Origin of the sequence: Micromonospora sp. MP36, assembly GCF_008119785.1 — a bacterium.
Taxonomy (GTDB): Bacteria; Actinomycetota; Actinomycetes; order Mycobacteriales; family Micromonosporaceae; genus Micromonospora.
In genome coordinates, this window is record NZ_VSFA01000003.1 from 125432 (window position 1) to 148858 (window position 23427).

Consider the following 23427-nt stretch of genomic DNA (forward strand, 5'->3'; position numbering starts at 1 on the left):
TACCGTGTAGTCGGCGGGACACGGGAGGGGACGGCGATGAGCGCAGCGGAGGAACAAGCAGTCGAGCGGGCGCTGGGCCGCCGGCTGTGGCGGATGGCCGGGGTGGCCGCGCTGGCCGGGGTGGCCTGGGTGGGCCGGGACGTGCCCCTGCAGCTCGGCGGCCGGCTCGCCGGCGCCCGGGCGGCCCGCGCCGCCCGCTCCCCCCAGTTCCGCGACGGCACCTTCCACAACCCGGCGGGCACCCGGACGATGGTCGCCGACCCGGGCCGCAACCTGCTCAAGGAGCTGATCTTCGGCAAGCAGAAGCGGCGGCCGGACGGCTCCGTCCCGCTGCTGCGGCCGGCCGACCCCGCCCCGGCGGACACCGCCCGCGAGCTGGGCATCGTCTGGTACGGCCACGCGTCGGCCCTGATCGAGATCGAGGGGCACCGGGTGCTGGTCGACCCGGTGTGGAGCGACCGCTGCTCGCCGTCCGCCCGGATCGGGCCGCGCCGCATCCACCAGCCGCCGGTACGCCTCGACGAGCTGCCCCGCCTCGATGCCATCCTCATCTCCCACGACCACTACGACCACCTGGACCTGGCGACCGTGCGGGGGCTGCTCGCCCACCAGTCCGCACCGTTCCTGGTCCCGCTCGGCGTCGGCGCCCACCTCGACCGGTGGGGCGTACCGGAGGAGCGGATCGTCGAGCTGGACTGGTCGGAGAGCCACCGGGTCGGCGGGTTGACCGTCACCGCCACCCCCGCCCAGCACTTCTCCGGGCGCGGGCTACGCCGCGACGGCACCCTGTGGAGTTCCTGGGTGGTGGCCGGGGCGCACCGCAAGGTCTTCTACACCGGCGACTCCGGCTACTTCGACGGCTACGCCCGGATCGGCGCGGAGCACGGCCCGTTCGACGTCACGCTGATGCAGATCGGGGCGTACGACCGGGCCTGGCCGAGCATCCACATGTTCCCCGAGGAGGCGGTCGCCGCCCACCTCGACCTGCGCGGCGACCTCCTCGTCCCGGTGCACTGGGCCACCTTCAACCTGGCCCTGCACGACTGGTCCGAGCCGGTGGACCGGCTCTGGGCCGAGGCGAAGGCCCGCGACGTCCGGTTGGCGGTGCCGCGCCCCGGCGAGCGGGTCGCGGTGGACGACCCGCCACCGGTGGACGGCTGGTGGCAGGCGGTCGCCTGAGCTCAGAGCACGAAGGCGTCGGTCCAGAGCGCGCCCGAGCGGCCGGAGAGGGCGTCCAGCATCGCCACCGCCTGCCCGTCGGTGAGCTGGGCGACGAAGTCCACGATCGCCCGGCCGCGGGCCCGGCCGATCCGGTCCGGCGTACGCGGGTGCAGCTCCGCCTCCGCCAGCTCGACCAGGTCGTGCAGCCGGCGGGGCAACCGGGACTCCTCCTCCGGGTCGAGCAGCCACTCCCAGAGCGCCTCCACCAGGGTGCCGAGCAGCCGCGCCTGCCCCCGCTGGTGCAGGGCCAGGTCGGGGCGGGCCAGCACGAACCGGTGGTGGACGAACTTGAGCACCTGCACCTCGTGCCACTGCGCCTTGGCGAGCAGCACGTGGCCGGAGCGGACGTTCGGCTCCGGGGTCACCGTGATGGCCTCGACGAACCGGGTCGACCAGCGGGCGGAGAAGCGGGCCACGTACTGCTCCGCCTCGATCGAGCCGTCGAACGGCAGTGCCAGCAGCCCCTCGACCAACTCCTCGCGGACGTGCTCCACGGCGGCGGCGAACGCCTCGTCGTCGGCGATCCAGGCGTCCTTGCGGTGCAGTTGGCGGCGCAGCCGTTCGATGGCCGCGCCGGGGCGCCGGCCGGCGGTGGTCAGCGCGGCGCCGGTGATCGAGCGGAAGTGCCCGCTCTCCCGCTGCCAGGCCATCAGCTCGGCGGCCACCGCGCCCTGCTGGAGCACCCCGACCCGGTAGAAGTCCTCCACATCGTGGATCGCGTACGCGATGTCGTCGGCGGTGTCCATGATCGACGCCTCCGGCGTCTGCTGCCAGTCCGGGATCCGCCCGGCGAACGGCTCCCGGGCCTGCCGCAGATCGTCCAGCTCGGTCCGGTACGCGCCGAACTTCGCCGACCCGCTCTCCGGGTCGTCGGGCGGGGCAGCCGCGCCGCGGGGCGTCGGGTCGAGGTGCCGCGGGTGCGGGTCCGGATGGTCCAGGCGGGTCCACGGATACTTCAGCATCGCCGCCCGGACCGCCGCCGTCAGGTCCAGGCCGGTGGTCGCCGCGCCCCGGATCTCCGTACTGGTGACGATCCGGTACGACTGGGCATTGCCCTCGAAGCCGTCGGGCAGCCCGAGGCGCTGGCGGGCCAGCCGGTCCAGCACCCGCTCCCCCAGATGGCCGAAGGGCGGGTGGCCCAGGTCGTGGGCGAGCGCGGCGGCCTCCACCACGTCCGGGTCGCAGCCGCCCAGCTTCTCCAGCAGCGCGCGGTGCGCCTCCTCGGCGGTGAGCCGCTCGGCGACCGCCCGGGCCACCTGGGCGACCTTCAGGCTGTGGGTGAGCCGGTTGTGCACCAGCAGGCCGGACCCGCCCGGGCTGACCACCTGGGTCACCCCGTTCAGCCGGGCGAAGAACGGCGACGCGACGATCCGGTCCCGGTCGGCCCGGAACGGGCTGGCGGCCAGGTCGCCCAGCGCCCGGGCGCTGCCGCCGAAGAGCCGCCGGGCCCGCGGATCCGCAGGTTGCTCCATGATCGCCCACCGTAGCGCAGCGGACCGATCACCAGCGACGGGTCCGGTGGCACGGGCGGGGATGGCGCCGGGTGTCTCCGGCGGCGGCGACGCGCCATGGGCGGGGGTGGTGCGGGGCGTCGGGGGCGGGCGGCAGAATGCACGGCGGAACCCACCCGAGAAGGCGGATCAGATCGTGACCCAGTCTGTTCATCAGCGGATCGCCGACGAGCTCGGCGTCGCCGAACGTCAGGTACGGGCGGCCGTGGAGCTGCTCGACGGCGGCGCCACCGTGCCGTTCATCGCCCGGTACCGCAAGGAGGCCACCGGCTCGCTCGACGACGCGCAGCTGCGCACCCTCGAGGAGCGGCTGCGCTACCTGCGCGAGCTGGACGAGCGGCGCGCCGCGGTGCTGGAGTCGATCCGGTCCCAGGGCAAGCTCGACGAGGCCCTGGAAGCGCAGATCATGGCCGCCGACTCGAAGTCCCGGCTGGAGGACATCTACCTGCCGTACAAGCCGAAGCGGCGGACCCGGGCGCAGATCGCCCGCGAGGCCGGGCTGGAGCCCCTGGCCGACGCGCTGCTCGGCGACCCGACGCACGACCCCCGGGAGGCGGCCGCCGGTTACGTCGACGCCGACAAGGGGTTCGCCGACGCGACGGCCGTGCTCGAGGGCGCCCGGGCCATCCTCATCGAACGCTTCGCCGAGGACGCCGACCTGATCGGCACGCTCCGGGAGCAGATGTGGTCGCGGGGCCGGCTGGTCGCCCGGGTACGCGACGGCCAGGAGAGCGCCGGCGCCAAGTTCGCCGACTACTTCGACTTCGCCGAGCCGTACCCGAAGCTGCCCTCGCACCGGATCCTCGCCATGTTCCGCGGCGAGAAGGAGGGCGTGCTCGACCTGACCATGGACCCGGAGCCGGAGGGTGACGCCGACGCGGTGGCCAGCGGTCCGACGCGGTACGAGGCGGCGATCGCCGGCCGGTTCGGCGTCAGCGACCAGGGGCGCCCGGCCGACAAGTGGCTGACCGACACGGTGCGCTGGGCCTGGCGCACCCGGATCCTCATCCACCTCGGCGCGGACCTGCGGATGCGGCTCTGGCAGGCGGCCGAGGAGGAGGCCGTGCGGGTGTTCGCCACCAACCTGCGCGACCTGCTGCTGGCCGCGCCCGCCGGCACCCGGCCGACCATGGGCCTGGACCCGGGCCTGCGCACCGGCGTGAAGGTGGCCGTGGTGGATGCCACCGGCAAGGTCGTCGCCACCCATACGATCTACCCGCACGAGCCGCGCCGGCAGTGGGACGCCTCGATCGACATCCTGGCCAAGCTGGCCGCCGCGCACCAGGTGGAGCTGATCGCAATCGGCAACGGCACCGCCAGCCGGGAGACCGACAAGCTGGCCGGCGACCTGATCAAGCGGCACCCGGAGCTGACGCTGACCAAGGTGGTGGTCTCCGAAGCCGGCGCGTCGGTCTACTCCGCCTCCGCGTACGCCTCGCAGGAGCTGCCCGGCCTGGACGTGTCGCTGCGCGGCGCGGTCTCCATCGCCCGCCGCCTGCAGGACCCGCTAGCCGAGCTGGTGAAGATCGACCCGCGCTCGATCGGCGTCGGGCAGTACCAGCACGACCTGTCCGAGGTGAAGCTGTCCCGCTCGCTGGACGCGGTGGTCGAGGACTGCGTCAACGGCGTTGGCGTCGACGTCAACACCGCCTCCGCTCCCCTGCTGACCCGGGTTTCGGGCATCGGCGCCGGGCTGGCGGAGAACATCGTGCTGCACCGGGACGCCAACGGGCCGTTCCGCACCCGGACCGACCTGAAGAAGGTGCCCCGGCTCGGGCCGAAGGCGTTCGAGCAGTGCGCCGGCTTCCTGCGCATCCCCGGCGGCGACGACCCGCTGGACTCCTCCAGCGTGCACCCCGAGGCGTACCCGGTGGTGCGGCGGATCCTCGCCCACACCGGGCAGGACCTGCGCGCCCTGATCGGGCAGAGCGGGATCCTGCGCGGGCTGCGCGCCGGTGACTTCGTCGACGACACCTTCGGCCTGCCCACCGTCACCGACATCCTGCGCGAGCTGGAGAAGCCCGGCCGTGACCCGCGCCCCGAGTTCAGGACGGCCACGTTCGTCGAGGGGGTCGAGACGCTCGGCGACCTGAAGCCGGGCATGGTGCTGGAGGGCGTGGTCACCAACGTGGCGGCGTTCGGCGCGTTCGTCGACGTCGGCGTGCACCAGGACGGCCTGGTGCACGTCTCGGCCATGTCGCACACCTTCGTGAAGGACCCGCGGGACGTGGTGAAGTCCGGCGACGTGGTCCGGGTCCGGGTGCTCGACGTCGACGTGCCCCGCAAGCGCATCTCGTTGACCCTGCGGCTGGACGACGAGGCGCCCGCCGGCGGTGACCGCCCGGCCGACGGCCGGCGGGAGCGCGGTGGCCAGGGCGGCGGTGGCCGGGGCGGCCAGGGCGGCGGCGGTCAGCGCGGCGGCCAGGGCGGCGCGCCACGCGGGGACCGGGGCGGCTCGCGCGGTGGGTCTCCTCAGCGGCAGGGGCGGGGCGCTGGCGCGCCGGCCCCGGCCAACAGCGCCATGGCGGACGCGCTGCGCCGCGCCGGCCTGGCCTGAGTGCCACACGCTGTCGAGCTGACGTCGCGACCGCATCGGTGGGCCGATGTCGGGAACGAGTCAGCTCGACAGCGTGACCGGGGCGCCCAGCCGGGGAGTCGGACCCGCGGCGGGCGGGCGAGGCCCGCGTACCGTGGCACGCGTGACGGATGACGGCCTGGAGTGGCGGGAGCGGCAGCGCCGCGCGGTGCGGGCACACGCCGAGGCCGACGCCCGGCAGCGCGCCACTGAGCAGGCCGAGGCGGCGGAGCTGGTGGCCCGGTTCGCGGCCGAGGCGACCCGGCGCGGCCTGCGCCCGGACCGGCTGACCGTCACGTCCTACGACGGTCGCGCCCGCTACCGCACCCGGCTCACCGGCTGGTACGTGGATCGGGCGCGCAGCCGGGCGGTCGACGCCGAGGGGCGGTTCTACTTGCTGACTATGCCGCCCAGCCTCCGGTCGCGGCTGTTCGGGGCCGACCCCGAGCCGTCCCCGCCGCCGCTGGTCGTCGGGCGGGGTGGCCGGGACGGGGAGTCGATGCCGCTGGCGGCGTTGCTCAGCCGGCGTCTCGCGGCGGGCGACGACTGGCGCTGACCCGCCCCGGCTCCCGGTCGGCCCGCTGCCGCGGCACGCTCCGGCCGGTCCGCCGTGCCACCCGCCGCCACCAGCACAGCTGCGCGAGCAGGGTGAGCAGGCCGGCCACCACGATCGCCGCCAGGTTGATCACCAACTGGAGGGCCGAGCCCGCCGCCTCGGGCCAGACCCCGTAGGCCGCCGCGACCGCCACGTTCGCCGCGGCCGGCACGGTGGTCACCGAGATCAGCACGCCGACCAGGGAACCGGACTTCTTCGAGGTCAACGAGAGCATTCCGGCGACGCCGGCCAGCAGGCCGACCACCCAGGACAGCGCGTCGGGACGCCAGATGAAGTCGGTCAGCGGCCGGTCGGCCAGCAGCATGTCCCGGCTGACCAGCCCGGCCGAGGTCAACGCCCAGGTGCTCAGCACGGTGATCAGCATGGCCGCCAGGAAGCCCACCACCAGGGCCTTGACCGAACGGACGACGACCTGCCGCTGCCGGCGCAGCAGGGCCACGCAGAGCGCGGCGAGCGGGCCGAACTCCGGGCCGACCACCATCGCGCCGACGATGAGGATCGGCTGGTCCAGCAGCACCCCGATGCCGGCGATCATCGTGGCCACCATGATCAGCGCCAGGAACGTGCCGGTGAGGACCGTCTGCTCCCCGGTCTTCGCGGCGATCTCGTCCCACACCACGGCGTCCTCGCCGTGCCCGGGGGCGTCGTGGGCGGCCCGGTCCGCCGCCGCCGAGAGGGTCAGCTCCACGTCGTCGGCCGCGATGCCGCCCCGCGCCTCGACGCCGAGTTCCTGGAGCCGGCGCAGCACGTTGTCGGCGCTCTCCCGGACCACGTCGCACGTGATGTAGTCGCCGGCCGGCTGGCGGGCGGCGCCGGCCAGCACCACGAGGTGGGTGACGCCGGGTTCCGCCGCGAGCAGGTCGATCACCTCGGACGACCGGTCCGGAGGTGCGATCACCCGGAGGTGCAACACAGCGGGTACTCCCTGCGGTCGGGGCGGCTCTCACGCCGCCGGTCGCCGCACTGTACCGATCAGCCGGCCGGCTCGCCCACACGCGGCACGGAGGGCGTGGCCGCGATGCCGTAGCAGTTCATCCGCCGTCCCTCGCGGGTGGTCCAACTGCCCCGCAGCGTCCAGCCCGCGCGCGCGTAGAAGGCGTTCACCCGGTCGTTGCCGTCCGCGTCGGTGGTCAGGTACGCCGAGGTCACCCCCCGCTGGCGGACCCCCTGCCACCAGGCATCGACGAGCCGCCGCCCGTGCCCACCGTGCTCGGCTCCTGGGTCGACGCAGATCGAGCTGAGCAGGGCGCCCCGGGTCTCGACCGGCACACCGCCGCGGTAGGCGACCCCACGCAGCACCCGCAGTGCGACCGCCGGACGGCGTAGCACCGCCGGCATGCTCGCCAGCGCGAGCCGCGGGCCGCGCTGCCGCAGCAGGCGGCGGAAGAACAGCTCCGGGGCGACGGTGCCGACGACCATGCCGACCAGGCGGCCTTCCGGGTTCCGGGCGACCGCGGTGACCGCGTCGGGATCCCGGACGAAGCCGGCGTAGAACTCGCGCAGGAAGGGTTCGCCCAGAGTCGACAGGAAGAACCGGTCGAACGCGCGGACGTGCAACGCCGCGGCCGGGCGGACGTCACCGGGGCGCAGGACGTCGAGGTCGCCGGGGCTCGCGGGACTCATCGGCGCCTCCCCGACCAGGCGGCGCGCAGCGCCTCCTCCACCCGTCGCACCCCGGAGGCCACGGAGTACTCCCGGTCGTAGAACTCCCGCCCGGCACGGCCGAGCAGGTCCAGCTTCTCGCGTCCCAACGCGCACACCTCCTGGACGGCGTCGGCGATCGAGCCGGGGTCGCCGGGTCGGGCGGTGATCCCGGCGCCGCTCGCCGATGCCACCGCCGCGGCGTCACCGTCCGCCGCGACCAGCAGTGCGCGGCCGGCGGCAAGGATGGCCTGGACCTTGCTCGGCATCGTGTACGCCGACATCCCGGTGGGCCGGAGGCTGACCACGTGCGCATCCCCGGTGCGCATCAGCGCCGGCATCCGCTCGGCCGGTAGCCGGCCGAGGAACCGCACGTTCGGCAGCCCGTGCTGCGCGACCTGCCGGCGCAGGCGTTCCTCGCACACCCCGGAGCCGGCGAACAGGCAGACCAGCCGGGGGTCGTCGACCATCGCCACGGCGTCGACGAGGGCGTCGAGCCCCTGTGCCTCCCCCATCGTCCCGGCGTACACCAGGACGATCTGGTCGTCGCGCAGGCCCAGCTCCGCACGGAGGTCGCCCGGAGCGGCCCACGGGTTCTCGTCGGCCCACATCGGGATGTGCACCAGCTTGTGCTCGGGCACTCCGCGCCGGAGCAGCAGCTCACCGACGCTGGGCGAGATGTACGCCACCTGGGCGGCGCACCGGTACATCGCCGTGCACCAGCCGGCCATGCCCCGGGCCAGCAGCGCCCCCCGCCGCCCTGGTCCGAGGAAGCCGCTGGCCTGCGCGCTGTCCGGCCACAGGTCGAGCACGTGCAGCACCACCGGGATCCGCTGCGCGTAGCGGGCGAACCACATCGGCAACGAGACGGTGATCGGGGAGTTGCTCACCCAGAGCGCGTCCAGGCCACGCAGGGCGTCCGTGCCGGAGGCGAGGGCCGAGGCGGCGAAGGAGCCGTAGGTGGCCAGGCGGCGTAGCGGGGAGTCGTCGTGGCTCGGGTAGAGGGCGACCCGGCGGATCCGCACCCCGTCGGCGTCCACCTCGTCCTGCCGCCGGCTCATCCGGTAGCCCGGGGCCAGCCGGCCGGTCGGGTAGTTCGGAAAGCCGGTGAGCACCTGGACGTCGTGGCCGCGTCGGGCGAGGCCGCGCGCGAGCGTGCCCGGCAGCGCCGCCGGCCCCGGCTCGGGGTCGTACCACTGGGTCAGCAGACCGACCCGCATGCGTCACCTCACGAACAAGATTCACAAATGGGCAAATAGTCACCAGAACGGGCGAACGGAGTTTAACCTCCGGCAAGGCAAAACGGACGCAAGGCACCAAAGAGGAGTTCCGGTGGACGACAGCAGGCTTCCCTTCGCGTTGCCTGACATCGGCGAGGAGGAAATCGCTGCCGTCACGGCCGCCCTCCGCTCAGGATGGCTCTCCAGCGGGCCGCTGGTGCCGCGCTTCGAGCAGCGGTTCGCCGAGGCGTGTGGACCGGGGGTCAGCGCCATCGCGGTGAACTCGGCGACGGCCGGCCTGCACCTGGCACTGGAGGCGCTCGGCGTCGGGCCGGGCATGGAGGTGCTGGTGCCGACCTGGACCTTCACCGCCACCGCCGAGGTCGTCGTGCACCTGGGCGCCGAACCGGTGCTGGTCGACGTCGACCCGGTGACCCTGCACATCGACTTCGTCGACGCGGCCCGGAAGGTCACGCCGAGGACCGTCGCGGTGCTGCCCGTCCACTTCGCCGGCCAACTCGTCGCCCCGGCGGAGCTGCGTGCGTTCGCCGAGCGCCACCAGCTGGCCGTGGTCGAGGACGCCGCCCACTCGTTCCCCGCGAGCAGCCAGGGCGTCGCCGTCGGAGCCGGAACGAGCGCGGCGACGGTGTTCAGCTTCTACGCGACGAAGACGATCACCACCGGCGAGGGCGGGATGGTGGTCACCCGCGACCCCGACCTCGCCCGGCGGATCCGCACCACCCGGCTGCACGGGTTCGACCGGGACGGCTTCGACCGGTACCGCAGCGACCGGCCGGCCTGGCGGTACGACGTGGTCGAGGCCGGCTGGAAGTGCAACCTCACCGATCCGGCGGCCGCGCTCGGCCTGGTCCAGCTCGACCGCGCGGAGGCCATGCGCTCGCGCCGGGAGGCGATCGCCCGCCGGTACCGCGAGGCGTTCGCCGGACTCCCGCTCGACCTGCCCGTCCCGGCCCCCGCCGGCGACGTGCACGCCTGGCACCTCTTCGTGGTCCGCCTGCACCCCGGGGCGGCACCCGGGCGGGACGACTTCATCCAGGAGATGTCCCGCCTCGGCGTGGGGTGCAGCGTGCACTTCATCCCGCTGCACCAGCACACCTACTGGCGGCATCGGTACCGACTCGCCGATGCCATGTTCCCCGTCGCCAGCGCCGAGTTCGCGCGCGTGGTCAGCCTGCCCATCTTCTCGGCCATGACCGACGAGCAGGTCGACCGCGTCATCACCACCGTCCACAAGGTGCTTCAATGATCAAAAGGCTCTTCGACGTCGCCGTCGCGGCGGCGGCCCTGGTCCTCTGCGCGCCCGTCCTGGCCCTGATCGCCCTGGCGATCCGGCTGGACGACGGCGGGCCGGTGCTCTTCCGTCAGGAACGCGCCGGCCGGGCCGGGCGCACCTTCCACATCCACAAGTTCCGCACCATGCGGACCGGACCCGGCGCCGCCGTCACCTCCGACACCGACGATCGGATCACCCGGGTCGGGCGGCTGCTGCGGGCGAGCAAGCTCGACGAACTCCCCCAGCTCTTCGACGTGCTGATCGGCCACATGAGCCTGGTCGGTCCGCGTCCCGAGGTGCGCAGATACGTCGACTGCTGGCCGCCGCTGGCCCGCTGGCGCATCCTCTCGGTGCGTCCCGGCATCACCGACCCGGCATCGATCGCGTACCGCAACGAGTCGGCGGAGCTGGCCCGGGCGCCGCGGCCGGAGGAGTACTACGTGTCGGTGGTGCTGCCGCGGAAGGTGGAGATGTACGTGCGCTACGTCGAGACCCGCAGCTTCCTCGGCGACCTGCTGATCCTCGCCCGGACCGTGCAGGCGGTCATCGGCCGTTGACCGCGCAGGAAGAGGGCCGGGGACCTGGTGGTCCCCGGCCCTCTTTCCCGTGGCCTGGACGGGTCAGCTTGTCATGGCTCGGACGGTCAGCGACGGATGCCGGCCCAGTCGTGGTGGCGGCGGACGGTGGAGAGGATGAAGTCGACCACCCGGCGGGAGGTGTCGGTCACCTGGTAGTCGGCCGGGCAGGGGACGCCGTCGGCGGCGACCTGCGCGGTCACCACGCCGACCGCCTCCACGACCCCGGCCGGGTCGAGGCCGGTCATCACGATGCCGCCCGCGTCCAGGGCCTCGGGCCGCTCGATCGACTCGCGCAGCGTCACCGCGGGGAAGCCGAGGATCGCGGACTCCTCGCTGATGGTGCCGCTGTCGGAGAGGGTGCACCGGGCCCGGCGCTGCAACTGGACGTAGTCGATGAGCCCGAACGGCTCGTGGAAGGTGATCCCGTCGAGGGTCAACGCGTCGGCCGCCAGCGCCTCCAGCCGCTTGCGGGTACGCGGGTGGGTGGACACCAGCACCGGCAGGCCCCAGGCGTCCCGGACGGCCCGCAGGCAGTCGAGCAGCCGGCCCAGCCGGTCCGGCCGGTCGACGTTCTCTTCCCGGTGCGCACTGACCAGGAAGTACCCGCCCTCATCCAGCCCGAGCTGGTCCAGGACGGTCGAGCGCTCGATGTCCGGCAGGTAGTGCGTAAGCACCTCGCGCATCGGCGAGCCGGTGTGCAGGATGCGTCGCGGATGCAGCCCTTCGGCGAGCAGGTTGCGCCGGGCGTGCTCGGTGTAGACCAGGTTGAAGTCGGCGACGTGGTCGACCAACCGGCGGTTGGTCTCCTCCGGCACGTTCAGGTCGAAGCAGCGGTTGCCCGCCTCCATGTGGTAAACCGGCACCCGCATCCGACGGGCCATCAGGGCGGCGATGCAGCTGTTGGTGTCGCCGAGCACCAGCAGGGCGTCCGGCCGCAGCTCGGCGATGGCCTCCTCCATGCCGATCAGCACCCCGCCGAGCACCCGCCCGAGCGAGGTGGTGTCGACCCGCAGGAACCGGTCCGGCTCGCGCAGCCGCAGCTCCGTGAAGAACACGTCGGAGAGGCTGCTGGCCCAGTTCTGGCCGGTATGCACCAGCACATGGTCGACGGTGTCCTCCAGCCGAGCGATCACCCGGGACAGGCGGATGATCTCCGGCCGGGTGCCCACCACGGTCATGATCCGGGTCATGCCGCTCCTCTCCGCTCCACCACAACGGTCCTCACACCGCGACCGCCAACGGCTGTGGCCGTAGCGACTCCACCGGCTCGGGCCAGGTGTCCGGCCGCTGCGGGTCGAACACCTCGTTCGTCCAGAACAGGGTGACCAGTTCGTCGGTGCCGGTGTTGACCAGCTTGTGCACCCACATGGTCGGCATGTCGACCAGCACCGGCTCGTCCCCGGACACCCGGAACCGCACCACCTCGTCGTCACCGACCCGGCGCAGGCTGATCTCGGCCGATCCGCGTAGCACCACGAACCGCTCCACCTTGGCCAGATGGAAGTGCTCCCCACGGGTGATTCCCGGCCGCGTGGTGGAGCAGAAGATCTGTCCCCCACCGCCGTGCACCCGGACCGTCTCGACCAGCTCGCCGCGGGCGTCCGCTCGCCGGGTCAAGGGCATCGGGTAGTGGTCCGGGAAGCAGTGCGAGCGGTAGGTGTTGAACAGCCGGACCTCGTGGCGGTCCACCAGGGACGGCACGTCGCCGCTGCGGTAGGTCGCGGCGAGGCGGGTGAGCCGATCGGCGAGCGCGGGCACGCCGATCCGCAGCACCGGCATCGCCGGATCCCAGGAGCCGCCGGCCGGTACGCCGGTGAGCCGGGCGGCGGCGTCGGTGACGTGCACCAGTTCCAGTTCGCGATCGCCGTGCACGTCAGGAGCGCCGCCGTCGGCGAGCACCCGGCAGAACGTGGCGACCGCGGAGTTGTACCAGGGCCGGCCGTGCTCGCCGTAGAGGTTCGGCAGGCGCAGGTCGTCGAGCGGCAGGCCGGTGTCGGCCAGTAGCTCCGCCGCGGCGGCCTTGGCGTCCCCGTACGGGCTGCCGTTGCCGGCCTGGACGGAGTTCGCGTAGCCCACGGACCCGGGCGGGACGGCGACCCGCCGCAGACCCTCGGCCAGCTGCGCCGCCAGCCGCACGTTGCCGGCTGCGACCTCCGCCGGCTCGCCGCGGTTGATCCCGGCCAGGTGCAGCACGCGGTCGACCCCGCTGACCTTCGCGGCGACCGCTGCCGGGTCGGCCAGGTCCGCCCGGCTCACCAGGACGGGCTCCGGCCAACCGAGGGCGTGCAGCAGCACCCGGACGTGCCAGCCGAGGAACCCGCCGGCGCCGGTGACGGCGAGCCTCAGCACGCCAGCACCGGGTCCCGCAGCGCGAGCTCGGCCCGCACCTCAGGCAGCGTCTTCAGCAGCTCGACGATCTCCGGTACGGCCAACCGGGGCGCGTTGGCCGAGGTGAAGTCGGCGACCGGCACGTCCCGCAGCTCTCCTTCGGAGACGTAGAGCGCGTAGTTCAGGTCCCGGGTGTCCATCGGCACCCGGAAGAAATCGCCGAAGTCCTCGGCCCGGGCGAGTTCCTCCCGCGTGGCCAGCGTCTCGTGTTGCTTCTCGCCGTGCCGTACGCCGATGACGTCCAGCTTGGCCGGCACCCCGAAGAGCTGGCAGATCGCCTCGGCCAGGTCGCCGATCGTGCAGGCGGGCGCCTTGCGGATGAACACGTCGCCGGAGCTGGCCCGCTGGAACGCGTGCTCGACCAGTTCGACCGATTCGGCCAGCGACATGAGGAAGCGGGTCATCCCGGAGTCGGTCACCGTGGGCGTCCGGCCCGCCTTGATCTGCTCGATGAACAGCGGGATGACCGAACCGCGGGAGTACATGACGTTGCCGTAGCGGACGCAGGAGACCACGGTCCGGCTGCCGGGGTGGTTCCGGGCGTGAGCCTGGGCGACCTTCTCCATCAGTGCCTTGCTCAGCCCCATCGCGTTCACCGGGCAGACAGCCTTGTCGGTGCTGAGCAGGACCACCGAGGACACGTCGTTGGCCTCGGCCGCCTCCACCACGTTGGCGCTGCCGGCGATGTTGGTGCGCACCGCCTCCAACGGGAAGAACTCGCAGGAGGGCACCTGCTTGAGGGCCGCCGCGTGGAAGACGTAGTCGACGTTCCGGCTGGCGAGCAGCACCGACTGGAGGTCGCGTACGTCCCCGACGTGGTAACGCACCCGGTCGTCGCCGATCTCCCGGCGCATGGCGTCCTGTTTGGCCTCGTCCCGGCTCAACACCCGGACTTCCGCGACGCCACGGTCGAGGAGCCGGCGCACCATCGTCCGGCCGAAGGAACCCGTCCCGCCGGTGATGAGCACCCGGCGGCCGGTGGTCGAGTCTGTCACTGACGCTCCTGTTCACATCGGGTCGGCGGTGCGCCGGTCGTAGCGGCTCCGCCCGGCCTGCCTGACCGTGTCGGACGGCCTCCTTGAAGAACGAGGCAATAGCCGTCAAGTATCGGAATATGTGGCAGATACCAGCAGTTCGGGCAACCAGCACCAAGGCCGTGACCTGCGAGGACGGTGATCGTCAGGACTGTCCTCGCCCGGCGGGCCGGGCGAGGACAGGTCCCTCGATCAGGACCGTGCGACCACGTCGGCCGTCGCTGGAGCACGCTCCCGACCCGCCACCGTGGCCAGCAGGTCCAGGTAGCCCCGCATCTGGTCCTCCCGGAACAGACCGTCCATGACGTTCTCCGGCAGCGCCTCGATCCGGCCGGTCCGCTCCTTCAGCGCGAGCCAGTCCCGCAGCCGGGCGGCGATCGCGACCGGATCGCCGAGCACCACTCCGGCGCCACGCGAGCGGATCAGGTCGGCCGCCACCCCGTCGGGGTGGCCCACCATCAGGATCGGCCGCCTTGCCAGCAGGTAGTCGAAGAGTTTGCCCGGCACCGTGCCGGCGTCCCGCGGGTCGTCCCACATCAACAGGACGAGCACGTCGGCTGCGGCCTGGAGCTGCCACGAGTCCACCGCGGAGACCTGCCCGACGACGGAGACCACGTCCGGCACCCCGCACCTCGCGGCCGCCTCGTGGGCCGCCGCGGTCTCCGGGCCGGCGAGTACCACGCGTACCCGGCGCCGGTCGTCGCCGAGCAGCGCCACCGCGCGCAGCAGCGGCGTGGGATCCCTCCGTCCCGGGTAGAGCAGCCCGGTGTGCACAAGCACGAGCGACGACGGATCCACGTCAGGGGCCACCAGGGAGGTCGTCGGGCCGGTGGGCCGGGGACGCCCGTCGACGCCGTTCATGACGACGTCGGCCGGGACGCCGAACGTCTCGCGCAGCGTACGCGCCAACGGCTCCGACACGGTCACGCAGCGGGCGACGGTATGCAGCATCCGGCGTTCCAGGCGGTGGTCGAGGAACCGCCGGATCCGCGAGCGGCCGTGCCCCCAGTACTCGTTGCCGACCGTCCACAGGTCGCGGTAGTCCGCCACCCACGGCACGCCCAGCCGGCGGGCCAGCAGCGCCGCCACGAGCAGCACCGAGAAGGGTGGTCCGCTGGCCACGACGACGTCCGGGCTCCAGCGATGACAGAGGGCCCGGCCCGCGCGGACTGCGGGGACGATCCAGCCCGCCTCCGGGTCGGGCAGGTGCAGGATCTCGCGGGCGACTGCCCGGACCGGCGCGGCGATCCTGGCGGGCGCGAGACGACCACGTCCCGGGGGCCAGGCGGAGCCGCTGACGGGCAGACCGACGGCTGCAGCGCCGCCGCCCAACCGGCCGGACGGCAGCCGCCACGAGCGGACCCGGACAACGTCCGCCGGCGCCAGGCCGTCGACCGTCGCGTCCGGTCCGCCCGCGCACAGCACCCGAACCTCCCAACCCGCCGCGACGGCCGCCCGGGCCAGCGCCGCGGGGCGCCGGGCGCCCACCGCCTCGGCCGGCGGGAAGTGGTACGCGACGACGAGCAGCCGGGGCGGGCGGCTCGGCCGGGGCGCCTGCCGTGATGGACGCGGGACACCCGCGCCGCCAACCGACGGGCTCACTCGTCCGTACCCCTGCCGCCGGACGCCGCCGTCGCGTCATGCTCCGCCGGGCCGCCGCCCGCCAGCTCCGCGTACGCGGCGCGGGTTGCCCGGGCGACCGCGTCGGGTCGGTAGCGGTGCGCGCCGCGACGCCGGGCCACCGCCGCGTGCGGGTCGTCGCCGGCGCACCGGCGCAGCAGCCGGCTGGCGAGGGCGTCCCCGTCCCGCGGCGCGACAAGGTGACAACCGGGGAGCCCGCGGAGCATCTCGGGCACCCCGCCGACCTTCGTCGCCACCACCCCCCGACCGGACGCCAGCGCCTCCGCGACCACCATCGGCGCATTCTCCTGCCTGGAGAAGAGCACCAACGTGCCAACCTCGCGCAGCAGCTGGGCCGTGTCCTTGACCGACTGCTGGCCGAGGAACGTCACGCTCCGCCGCAGCCCGATCTTCTCGGCCAGTCGACGGCAGTAGGCGGCGTACTCGCCGTCCATGCCGCTGCCGGCGATGACCAGGTGGGCGGATCCGGTGGCGGCCGCGACCGCCCGGAAGGCCCGGATCACGCCGGCCACGTCCTTGAGCGGCGTCATCCGGCCGAGCACCAGGAATGACGTGGGATCGGCGGGCGGCGCGGGTTCCACGCCGGTGAAAAAGACCGGGTCGATGGCGTTCGGGATCTGCCAGACCCGCTCGGCCCGCGGCAGTCGCCGGGCCACCTGCGCGGAGATGGCGATCACCCGCCGGGCCTTCCGCCGGGGCAGCCCTTCCAGGGCGTACGCCACTGCGGCGCGGGGCACTCGGCCCGGGCCGCGGCGGGTGAGCAGGGTGTCCCGCTCAGCGATGCCGTGCACGGTCAGCAGGGAGCCGGGCAGTCGGGCCGCGATCGAGGCGTATCCCTGCACGTGGACCACGTCGGCCTCCCGGCGAGCGGCCCGGAGGAACGGGCCGTGCAGGTCGCGCCGCCAGCCGGCCCACCCGCCGGCACAGGGCACGTACCGCACCCGGCCGACGGGGAGGTCGACGGACTCCGCCGGGCCGCCCGAGCCCGGGTTCCCGACGATCTCCAGGTCCACGCCGCCGAGCGCGGCCAGTCCGGCGACCAGGTTGACGGTGGCGGATTCCACGCCCCCGGTGGGTGACGCCATGTCCCGCGGGAACGGGCCGACCATGAGTACTCGCATCTCGCCCCTCACCGTCCGACCGCGGTCCGCCTGGGCGTCCCGGCGTCGGATCGGGCGGGCGGGACGGCCGTCCCGGCACCGGCCGACCGACTGACCGAATGCCCCGACGCCACCGCCGCGATAAGGTCCTCCAACTCGGGCAGCACGACGCTGACCAGGTAGTGCGCGCCGACCCGGCGTCGGCCCGCCGCGCCGAGCGCCGCAGCCAGTCCGGGCGCGCTCGACAACCGACGGACCGCGTCGGCGAGTTCGGCGGGGTCGGCCGGACAGCGCGGGTCCTCGGGGCGCGCCGTGACGAGCAGGCCACACGGTTCCGGGCCGGTCTCCCCCACCATCTCGGCGATGGCTCCGACCCGGGTGGCGACCACCGGGACGGCATGCGCCATGGCTTCGATCACCGCCATCGGGAACCCCTCGGTGGCCGAGGGCAGGAGCAGGACGTCCGTACGGGCAAGCGTCGCGTCGACGCCAGCCCGGTCGAGCGGTCCGGTGACGACCACGCGAGCGGTGAGCCCCAACTCCTCGACGGTGGCCTCGATCGCGGCGGCGTTCTCCGCGGAGGCCTGCCCCACCAGCAGCAGCCGGACGTCCGGGGGCAGCAGCGCGAGGGCGTGCAACGCGGCGAACGTGCCCTTCGCGGCCGCCTGCCAGGCCACCAGCGCGAGGGTGAGTCCCTGGTCGCGGCGCCGCGGCTCGGGCGGGCATGCCTGCGCCCAGTACTCGTCGGGCAGCATGTTCGGCAGGTACCGGACGGGGGTGTTGGCCAGTCGCCGAGCCAGGAAGTGTTCGATCGGCCGGGTGATGACCACGACCAGCGACACCCGGTCGAGGGCCCAGAGCGTGAACCGACGGCGCAGCACGCCGGTGCCGAACAACCTCGCCTGGTCGCCGCCGTGCAGATGGACGACGACGGGCCGGCGCAGCAGCCGCAGGCCGAGCGCCAACGGGAGATCGCGCAGCAGGAAGCCGAGTCCGGGCGACGAGGTGACGTAGACAGCGTCCACCGCCTCCGCGCGCGCCCGGCGCAGTACCCGCCACACCCGAGCGACGGCCGCCCGGCCGGCCAGCCACCGGTGCCGCACGGTTTCCCGCTCGCCGAGCACCGCGAAGTGCCGCGAGGTGTTCTCGACCAGGAAGTCCGTCCGCCGGGCCCGATCCAGCAGGATGGCCGCCCAGGAGGCGATCCCGCCGGTCGTGCTGGTGGGTGCCAGGAGCAGCACCCGGGGGCGGCTCACCGTCGCTCCCCGGCCCGCTGGAGCGACGGGTAAGTGGTGAGCGCGAAGGCGACCACGAGCCACAGCGACCGGCGCCATTCCAGCGACAGGGTCGTCGACATGACACAGATCACCAGGCCCAGGGGCAGCAGCATCGGACGGAAGATCGAACGGCGGGCCTGTGCGACAGCGACGAGGACGACAACGGCAAAGAGCGCCAGCCCGACGAGGCCCAGTTCGAGGATGAGGCCGAGCGCCACGTTGTGCGTGACCGCGTGCATCCCGTGCACCCCTTCGAGGTAGCTCTGCGAGTTGCCGAGCCCAACGCCGCGCAGGCGCAGGCCGTCGGAGAGAACCGCCGACCAGATGTACTCCCGCCCGGAGAGTTCGCCGGTTTCGACCGAGTCGAAGAGCGAGGTGAGCCGGGGCGGGACGTACTGCGTCGAGAGGCCGAGTGCGATGAGCAGGCCGGCCCCGACCACCAGGGGCATCCGGGCCACGGCGACGGCGCGGTGCTTCCACAGCGCGTGCACGAGGACCAGCACGGTGCCGGCCACCACGGCCACCGCCCCGGTACGCGAGCCGGTGGCGACCAGACCGACGGCGCACGGCACGGCGAAGGCGAAACCCCACCAGGTCGAGCGGGCCCGGGAGGTCAGGGCCAGGTGCAACGCCATGACCACCGCCATCGCCAGGAACGCCGCGACGTCATTGGCGTTCCCCGAGGCCGTGCGACGTTGCGCGTACATGTCGGCAGGCGCCAGCAGCACCGCGACGGCGAGGATGGTCGAGCTGGCGCAGTAGCCCCACACGGCCGCCCGCCACACCGGACCCAGGAAGGCCGGCAGCAGCACCGTCACGATCGCCACCAGGGCCGCCGTCGGCAGGCGGAGCAGGTAGACGTCCGGATCGAACGCCCAGAAGTAAGACGCCACCGCCCACACCATGAGCGCGGCGACCGCGGCCAGCCCCAGCGGCGTCCCACCGGCCGGCGGACGCCCGGGCCGGAGCAGGTCGGCCAGCGCGGCGACGACGAAGACGAGGCTCACCACGAACGGCACGCTGCGGTCACCGAGCGGCAGCCCGTCGAACGGCACGCTCGTCACGTAGACCACGGCGAGACCGCCGGCGAGCGACGGCCGCCGGGATGGCGGGCGCCGCGGCGCCGGCACCCGCGCACCGTCGGCCGGCCCGATGCCGGGCCGTAGGCGGTGACGACCGCCACCCGCATCGGCCACCGCCAACGGCGCCCCGACCTTGCTGCTCTCTCGCAGGTACACCAACTGGACCTCCCCTTCGTCGCCTCAGCCGACGACCGGCTGGACCTGGCGCTCGGACGGTGGGACCAACTGAGCCCGCAGGGGAAGCTGCGCCTCGTGCCAGGCCACGGTGGCAGCGAGCCCGTCACCGAGCGGTACGGCTTCCACCTGCGGAAACAGCTGACGCAGGAGCTTGTTGTCCGCTTCGGAGTGCAGGATGTCCCCCACCCGGGCCGGGGCGTATCGCCGGGCGACCGGTCGGCCGAGGATCAGCTCCAGCTCGGCGAGCACGGCGTGCAGGTCGGTCCGGGTCCCGTAGGCCAGGTTCACCGGTAGGGGATGGTGCACGTGGCGCCGGACGGCGTCGAGGATGACCTCGCAGACCGTGTCCACGTAGGTGAAGTCCCGAGTCTGCTGGCCGTCGCCGTAGACGACCACCGGCTCGTTGCGCAGCGCGGCGTGCACGAACCGGGGGATGACCGCGGCGTACGTGTGGTCGTGGCGCTGCCCCGGCCCGTAGACGTTGAAAAACCGGAAGGCGAGGGTAGGCAGGCCGTAGCAGGCCTGGTACGCGGAGGCGTACGCCTCGGTGGCGAGCTTGCCGGCGGCGTACGGGCTGAGGGCGCTGGTCCAGGTCAGCTCGCTCTTCGGCAGCTCGGGGTTGGCCCCGTACACCGACGACGACGAGGCCAGCACGACGTGCCGGACCCCTTCCCGGCGGGCAGCCTCGAGCACGCAGAGCGTGCCGGTGGCGTTGGCGCTGTGCGCGGCGACCGGCTCCTGGATCGAGCCGGGCACGCTGGACATCGCCGCCAGGTGGACGACCACGTCCCGGCCGGTCATCGCCCGGGACAGCCGGGTCTCGTCCAGGATGGAGGCCTCGCGCAGCTCCACATCGAGGCCGGCCAGGTTGGCCCGGCTGCCGGTGGAGAGGTCGTCGAGCACCCGGATGTCGGTCACGGTCGGATCGGCCGCCGCGATCCGGACCAGGTTCGCGCCGATGAAGCCGGCGCCGCCAGTGATCAGCAGTCGCATCCGCATTCCGTCCCTTCCACACGCGACAGCAGGTTGGCTCGCCGGCCGGTCGGCGGACCGTACGGTGCACCGGTGACCTGGGCGCCGAGATAGAGCTCGCAGCGGCATCGCATCGGTTGCACTGCCTTCCTGCCGACGAAGCGTGGTGTCAGCCTAAAGTGGAATATCATGATTTATCGCGTTTTCACGTTTATCGTGGTAGACGGACTCTGCCCGCCGCCCGCCGTGGCGGCCGTCTCCGCTGCCGTGACCCCGCAGAACGGCGCGAGGACGGCGGCGGCGGTCCGCCCGTCGTGCCAGCGCCGCACGAAGCGCGGCCCCTGTGCCGCGCGCCGGGCGAAGCTCTCCGGGTCCGCGACGATCCGCCTCATCACCTCGCCGAACGTCGACGGCGGGGCGTCGACCACGGGCGGGTCCTCCGGCATCAGCGCCCGCGTGGCGGGGCAGACGTAGCCGACGACGAGGCGTCCGGCGGCAAGTCCCTCCACGGCGGCGACGCCGTAGCTGCCGGTCAGGATCTGGTCGACCACCACGTCAGCCTGCGCCACCAGCGCCGGCATGGCGTCGTGCGGGACGCTCTCCGGACGCAGGTAACGGATCAGCCCCCGCGCGGCGAGGTCGCGCAGGATCGGGTCGACCAGCTCGGTGCCCTTGATCGGCGGGAGGCTCCGGCTGGGTCGGTGCAGCACGACGGGCGGGCCGCCACCAGCGAGCGCGGGGCGCGCGGTCGACCACGGCCGGGGATCGACCGTCACCGGGAGCCAGGTGGCAGACTGGAGGTCCAGCAGCAGGTCGGGGGTGCTGACGAAGACCGGCAGGCCGAGACGGGTGGCGAGCGCCCGGTTGCCAGCCGCGCGGCGGACCGCGTCCACCCAGCCCCGATCCGCGTCGGCGTAGTAGGAGAATGGCAGCCGGTCCCGGTGGGCCTCCGGGTCCCGCACCTCGGTCCCGTGCGCAATCAGGGCCAGCCGACGGCCCTGTCCGACCAGCCCGCGCAGGTCGGCCTCGAGGTCGGGCCCGCTCAGCGGCAGGAATCCGTCGACGGCCACGTGGGTCGCCGTACGGAGGGCGCGGCTCAGCCGGACCGCCCGACCCCAGGGCGTGGTGAGCCGGTGCGCGGGGACCCGGTGGTGGACGGGGAAGCGGAAATCGCCGTGGCGCCGCCGGCCGGGGGGCGCCAGGTCAAAGGCGAACGAGGTGGCCGGCACACCCCGGTGCCGCTGCGCCGCGACCGCCCAGTGGTAAGCCTGCCCGGCGTAGTTCGCCGGGCCGATGGCCAGCGTCACGCGCTCCGTCGACCAGGTCACCGCGTCTCCTCTCCGTATCACGAGAAACCGAGGGGACGCCGTCACTCGGCGGCGCCGACACCGGCCGGCGCGATGTGGCCGGGCGACGCCTCCCGGGGCGGGGCCCCGCCCGGCCTGCGGCCCTGGCGGTAGAGCCACCCCGCCGCCCAGCCGACCAGGGCCACCGTCAGCGAGCCGGCCAGGGCCGCGTGCAGCGGACGCGGCAGCGGCTCCCGGAGCAGCAGCAGCGCCGGATAGCCCACGCCGACGACCAGCAGGTAGCGCCGGTTGCCCCACGCCCAGGACCGCAGGCGTGAACCGGCGATCCGCAGCGACCAACGGACGTAGTAGAGGCAGATCAGGACGCCACTGACGGAGTAGGCCGCGATCCCCATCATCGGCCGGTCCCTCAGCACCCCCGCGGCCAGCGCTCCGAGGCGCAGCGCGGCCTCCACAACCGAGAGCAGCAGCAGCCGGGTCAGCTGCTTCTTCACTGTCATCAGGCTGCTCAGCGGCGAGGAGACGAAGGAGACGGCAAGCCAGGGGGCGAGCACTGCGGAGATGAGGCCCGCCGCGCGCCACTGCTCGCCGAAAAACATCGCGTACAGGTCCGGCCCGAGGAGCATGACCAGCCCGAAGAACGGCGTGCCGAGCATGGTCAGCCCGGTGATCGCGCGCTGGATGGCCGGCTCCTGGTCGACGCCGGCGCGTTCCTGCTCGGCCATCTTCGGGTAGAAGACCGTGGCGACGGCCTGCCCGACCAACGTCGCTGGCAGGGCGACGATGCGGATGGCGAAGGCGAACAGGCCCGAGACGGTCACCCCATAGCAGAGGGCGACCAGGGGGGCCACGGCGCTGACGGTCACAGTGTTGAGCAGGCTCGGCCAGAGCAGCATCAGGGAGAACCGCCGCCACTTCACCACTGCGGCACCACAGGTCGACAGCCGGAGCATGCCCAAACCTGATCCCCGCCACATCGACACGGTGTTCCACACCTGCGCGCAAACGAAGCCGAGCGATAGCCCAACTCCGCCCAGGCCCAGCCGGCCTGCACCGAGTTGCGCGGCGTTCTGCACCAGCGAAGCGGTGAACCGGCTCCGGCTGATCGCGCCGAACCGTTGCTGACGGCTGAGCAGCATGCGGAACGCCGCCAACGCGCCGACGGCCGCGACAGCTGGTGGCACCAGCCAGACCGAGGTACCGGCGCCGAGGTCGAACCAGGGTCGGCCGGTCAGCAACATCGCCACGATGAGGACGGCGAGCAGGCCGGCGGCCGCCAGGGCCGACAGCAGGACCGCCGCGAAGGCCACCATGCCTGCCTCCTGGTCGTCCTCGGCCAGCGGCACAGCCATCTCCAGGCGGAGGGTGGCGACCGTGGCGAGGATCGTCGCGGCGGCCAAGGCAATGGAGTACTGCCCGAAGTCGACCGGCGCGTACAGCCGGGCCAACAGCACGGTGGCGATCAGGGAGACCACCTGGGACGCGGCGGTGGCCAGGGTCAGTGCGGACACCTGTCGATAGAAGGAACTGGGGAGCAGCCCGGCGAGCCGGCTCCGGAGGCTGCCGTCCGGCCGTCGGACGAGGACGGCTCCGGTCGTCGGTGCGGGCATGGCTCCCCTCGGCCTAGGCAGGGCGCGGGGCCGCCACGCTGCCTGGTCGGCCGCTGCGGCCTCGGGTGATCGTGCGAGGACCTCGCTCACCCAACGAGGGAAACCGGGCATGGTGATGGAAAAGCCCTGCTCACGTCCCCCGTACCCGGCTCAAGGCCCGGAACCGGTCCAGGGGAGCTGCCC

At 73.4% G+C, this 23427-nt stretch carries 19 protein-coding genes; 5 read left to right on the plus strand and 14 right to left on the minus strand.

All coding sequences use genetic code 11. The features are described 5' to 3' along the window. The first annotated feature begins 36 nt into the window (after positions 1-36). Positions 37-1179 carry an MBL fold metallo-hydrolase gene (locus FXF52_RS05680; protein WP_148794188.1) on the plus strand — a complete coding sequence of 381 codons (1143 nt, stop codon included), beginning with the start codon at positions 37-39 and terminating at the stop codon, positions 1177-1179. A gap of 2 nt (positions 1180-1181) precedes the next feature. On the opposite strand, the gene FXF52_RS05685 is transcribed toward FXF52_RS05680, so the two are convergent. Then, positions 1182-2693 carry a deoxyguanosinetriphosphate triphosphohydrolase family protein gene (locus FXF52_RS05685; protein ID WP_148794189.1) on the minus strand — a complete coding sequence of 504 codons (1512 nt, stop codon included), beginning with the start codon at positions 2691-2693 and terminating at the stop codon, positions 1182-1184. Positions 2694-2868: 175 nt separating this feature from the next. Here FXF52_RS05685 and FXF52_RS05690 point away from each other — a divergent pair, with 175 nt between their 5' ends. Together FXF52_RS05690 and FXF52_RS05695 are read left to right on the plus strand one after the other, a co-directional pair. Beyond that, positions 2869-5289 (plus strand): Tex family protein, encoded by a 2421-nt coding sequence (locus FXF52_RS05690; protein WP_148794190.1) that lies wholly within the window; start codon positions 2869-2871, stop codon positions 5287-5289. Between the two features lie 142 nt (positions 5290-5431). Further along, complete coding sequence (locus FXF52_RS05695) at positions 5432-5863, plus strand: hypothetical protein (protein WP_148794191.1); 432 nt, start codon at positions 5432-5434, stop codon at positions 5861-5863. Here FXF52_RS05695 and FXF52_RS05700 read toward each other — a convergent pair. Genes FXF52_RS05700 through FXF52_RS05710 form a run of 3 tightly spaced genes read right to left on the minus strand, consistent with a single transcriptional unit; the run spans position 5826 to position 8784 of the window. After that, positions 5826-6836: a DUF389 domain-containing protein gene (locus FXF52_RS05700; protein ID WP_148794192.1), complete on the minus strand. Its 1011-nt coding sequence runs from the start codon at positions 6834-6836 to the stop codon at positions 5826-5828. The two genes, FXF52_RS05695 and FXF52_RS05700, sit on opposite strands and share 38 nt — an antisense overlap. A 59-nt stretch (positions 6837-6895) precedes the next feature. Then, positions 6896-7546: an N-acetyltransferase gene (locus FXF52_RS05705; RefSeq protein WP_148794193.1), complete on the minus strand. Its 651-nt coding sequence runs from the start codon at positions 7544-7546 to the stop codon at positions 6896-6898. After that, on the minus strand, positions 7543-8784 hold the full coding sequence (locus tag FXF52_RS05710) for a glycosyltransferase family 4 protein (protein ID WP_148794194.1): 1242 nt from the start codon (positions 8782-8784) through the stop codon (positions 7543-7545). The genes FXF52_RS05705 and FXF52_RS05710 overlap by 4 nt, the downstream gene beginning before the upstream one ends. Before the next feature lie 112 nt (positions 8785-8896). Here FXF52_RS05710 and FXF52_RS05715 point away from each other — a divergent pair, with 112 nt between their 5' ends. Beyond that, entirely contained in the window at positions 8897-10051 is a 1155-nt protein-coding gene (locus FXF52_RS05715) for a DegT/DnrJ/EryC1/StrS aminotransferase family protein (protein ID WP_255471754.1), read from the plus strand. Beyond that, a complete protein-coding gene (locus tag FXF52_RS05720; protein WP_148794196.1) occupies positions 10048-10635 on the plus strand; it encodes a sugar transferase in 588 nt (195 codons plus the stop codon). The genes FXF52_RS05715 and FXF52_RS05720 overlap by 4 nt, the downstream gene beginning before the upstream one ends. An 86-nt stretch (positions 10636-10721) precedes the next feature. Here FXF52_RS05720 and wecB read toward each other — a convergent pair whose 3' ends face one another. The 10 genes from wecB to FXF52_RS05770 all read right to left on the minus strand — a co-directional run bounded on the left by wecB (position 10722) and on the right by FXF52_RS05770 (position 23244). Further along, the gene (wecB, locus tag FXF52_RS05725) at positions 10722-11846 is read right to left on the minus strand and encodes a non-hydrolyzing UDP-N-acetylglucosamine 2-epimerase (protein ID WP_148794197.1); all 1125 of its coding nucleotides are present in this window, start codon (positions 11844-11846) and stop codon (positions 10722-10724) included. A gap of 31 nt (positions 11847-11877) precedes the next feature. Beyond that, positions 11878-13005, minus strand: coding sequence for an NAD-dependent epimerase/dehydratase family protein (locus FXF52_RS05730; protein WP_148794198.1), 1128 nt, complete (start codon positions 13003-13005; stop codon positions 11878-11880). Beyond that, positions 12999-14039: a polysaccharide biosynthesis protein gene (locus tag FXF52_RS05735; protein ID WP_148794199.1), complete on the minus strand. Its 1041-nt coding sequence runs from the start codon at positions 14037-14039 to the stop codon at positions 12999-13001. The genes FXF52_RS05730 and FXF52_RS05735 overlap by 7 nt, the downstream gene beginning before the upstream one ends. A gap of 231 nt (positions 14040-14270) precedes the next feature. Further along, positions 14271-15680 carry a glycosyltransferase gene (locus FXF52_RS05740; protein ID WP_148794200.1) on the minus strand — a complete coding sequence of 470 codons (1410 nt, stop codon included), beginning with the start codon at positions 15678-15680 and terminating at the stop codon, positions 14271-14273. Continuing rightward, entirely contained in the window at positions 15677-16840 is a 1164-nt protein-coding gene (locus tag FXF52_RS05745) for a glycosyltransferase family 4 protein (protein ID WP_148794201.1), read from the minus strand. Before FXF52_RS05745 ends, FXF52_RS05740 begins: the two co-directional genes overlap by 4 nt. A gap of 8 nt (positions 16841-16848) precedes the next feature. Next, on the minus strand, positions 16849-18075 hold the full coding sequence (locus tag FXF52_RS05750; protein ID WP_187413340.1) for a glycosyltransferase family 4 protein: 1227 nt from the start codon (positions 18073-18075) through the stop codon (positions 16849-16851). Next, positions 18072-19334 (minus strand): O-antigen ligase family protein, encoded by a 1263-nt coding sequence (locus FXF52_RS05755; RefSeq protein ID WP_255471771.1) that lies wholly within the window; start codon positions 19332-19334, stop codon positions 18072-18074. The genes FXF52_RS05750 and FXF52_RS05755 overlap by 4 nt, the downstream gene beginning before the upstream one ends. A 24-nt stretch (positions 19335-19358) precedes the next feature. Further along, entirely contained in the window at positions 19359-20348 is a 990-nt protein-coding gene (locus tag FXF52_RS05760; RefSeq protein ID WP_148794204.1) for an NAD-dependent epimerase/dehydratase family protein, read from the minus strand. A gap of 173 nt (positions 20349-20521) precedes the next feature. Further along, a complete protein-coding gene (locus tag FXF52_RS05765; RefSeq protein ID WP_148794205.1) occupies positions 20522-21655 on the minus strand; it encodes a hypothetical protein in 1134 nt (377 codons plus the stop codon). 41 nt (positions 21656-21696) lie between these two features. Beyond that, positions 21697-23244 carry a lipopolysaccharide biosynthesis protein gene (locus FXF52_RS05770; RefSeq protein ID WP_187413341.1) on the minus strand — a complete coding sequence of 516 codons (1548 nt, stop codon included), beginning with the start codon at positions 23242-23244 and terminating at the stop codon, positions 21697-21699. Between the last annotated feature and the right edge of the window lie 183 nt (positions 23245-23427).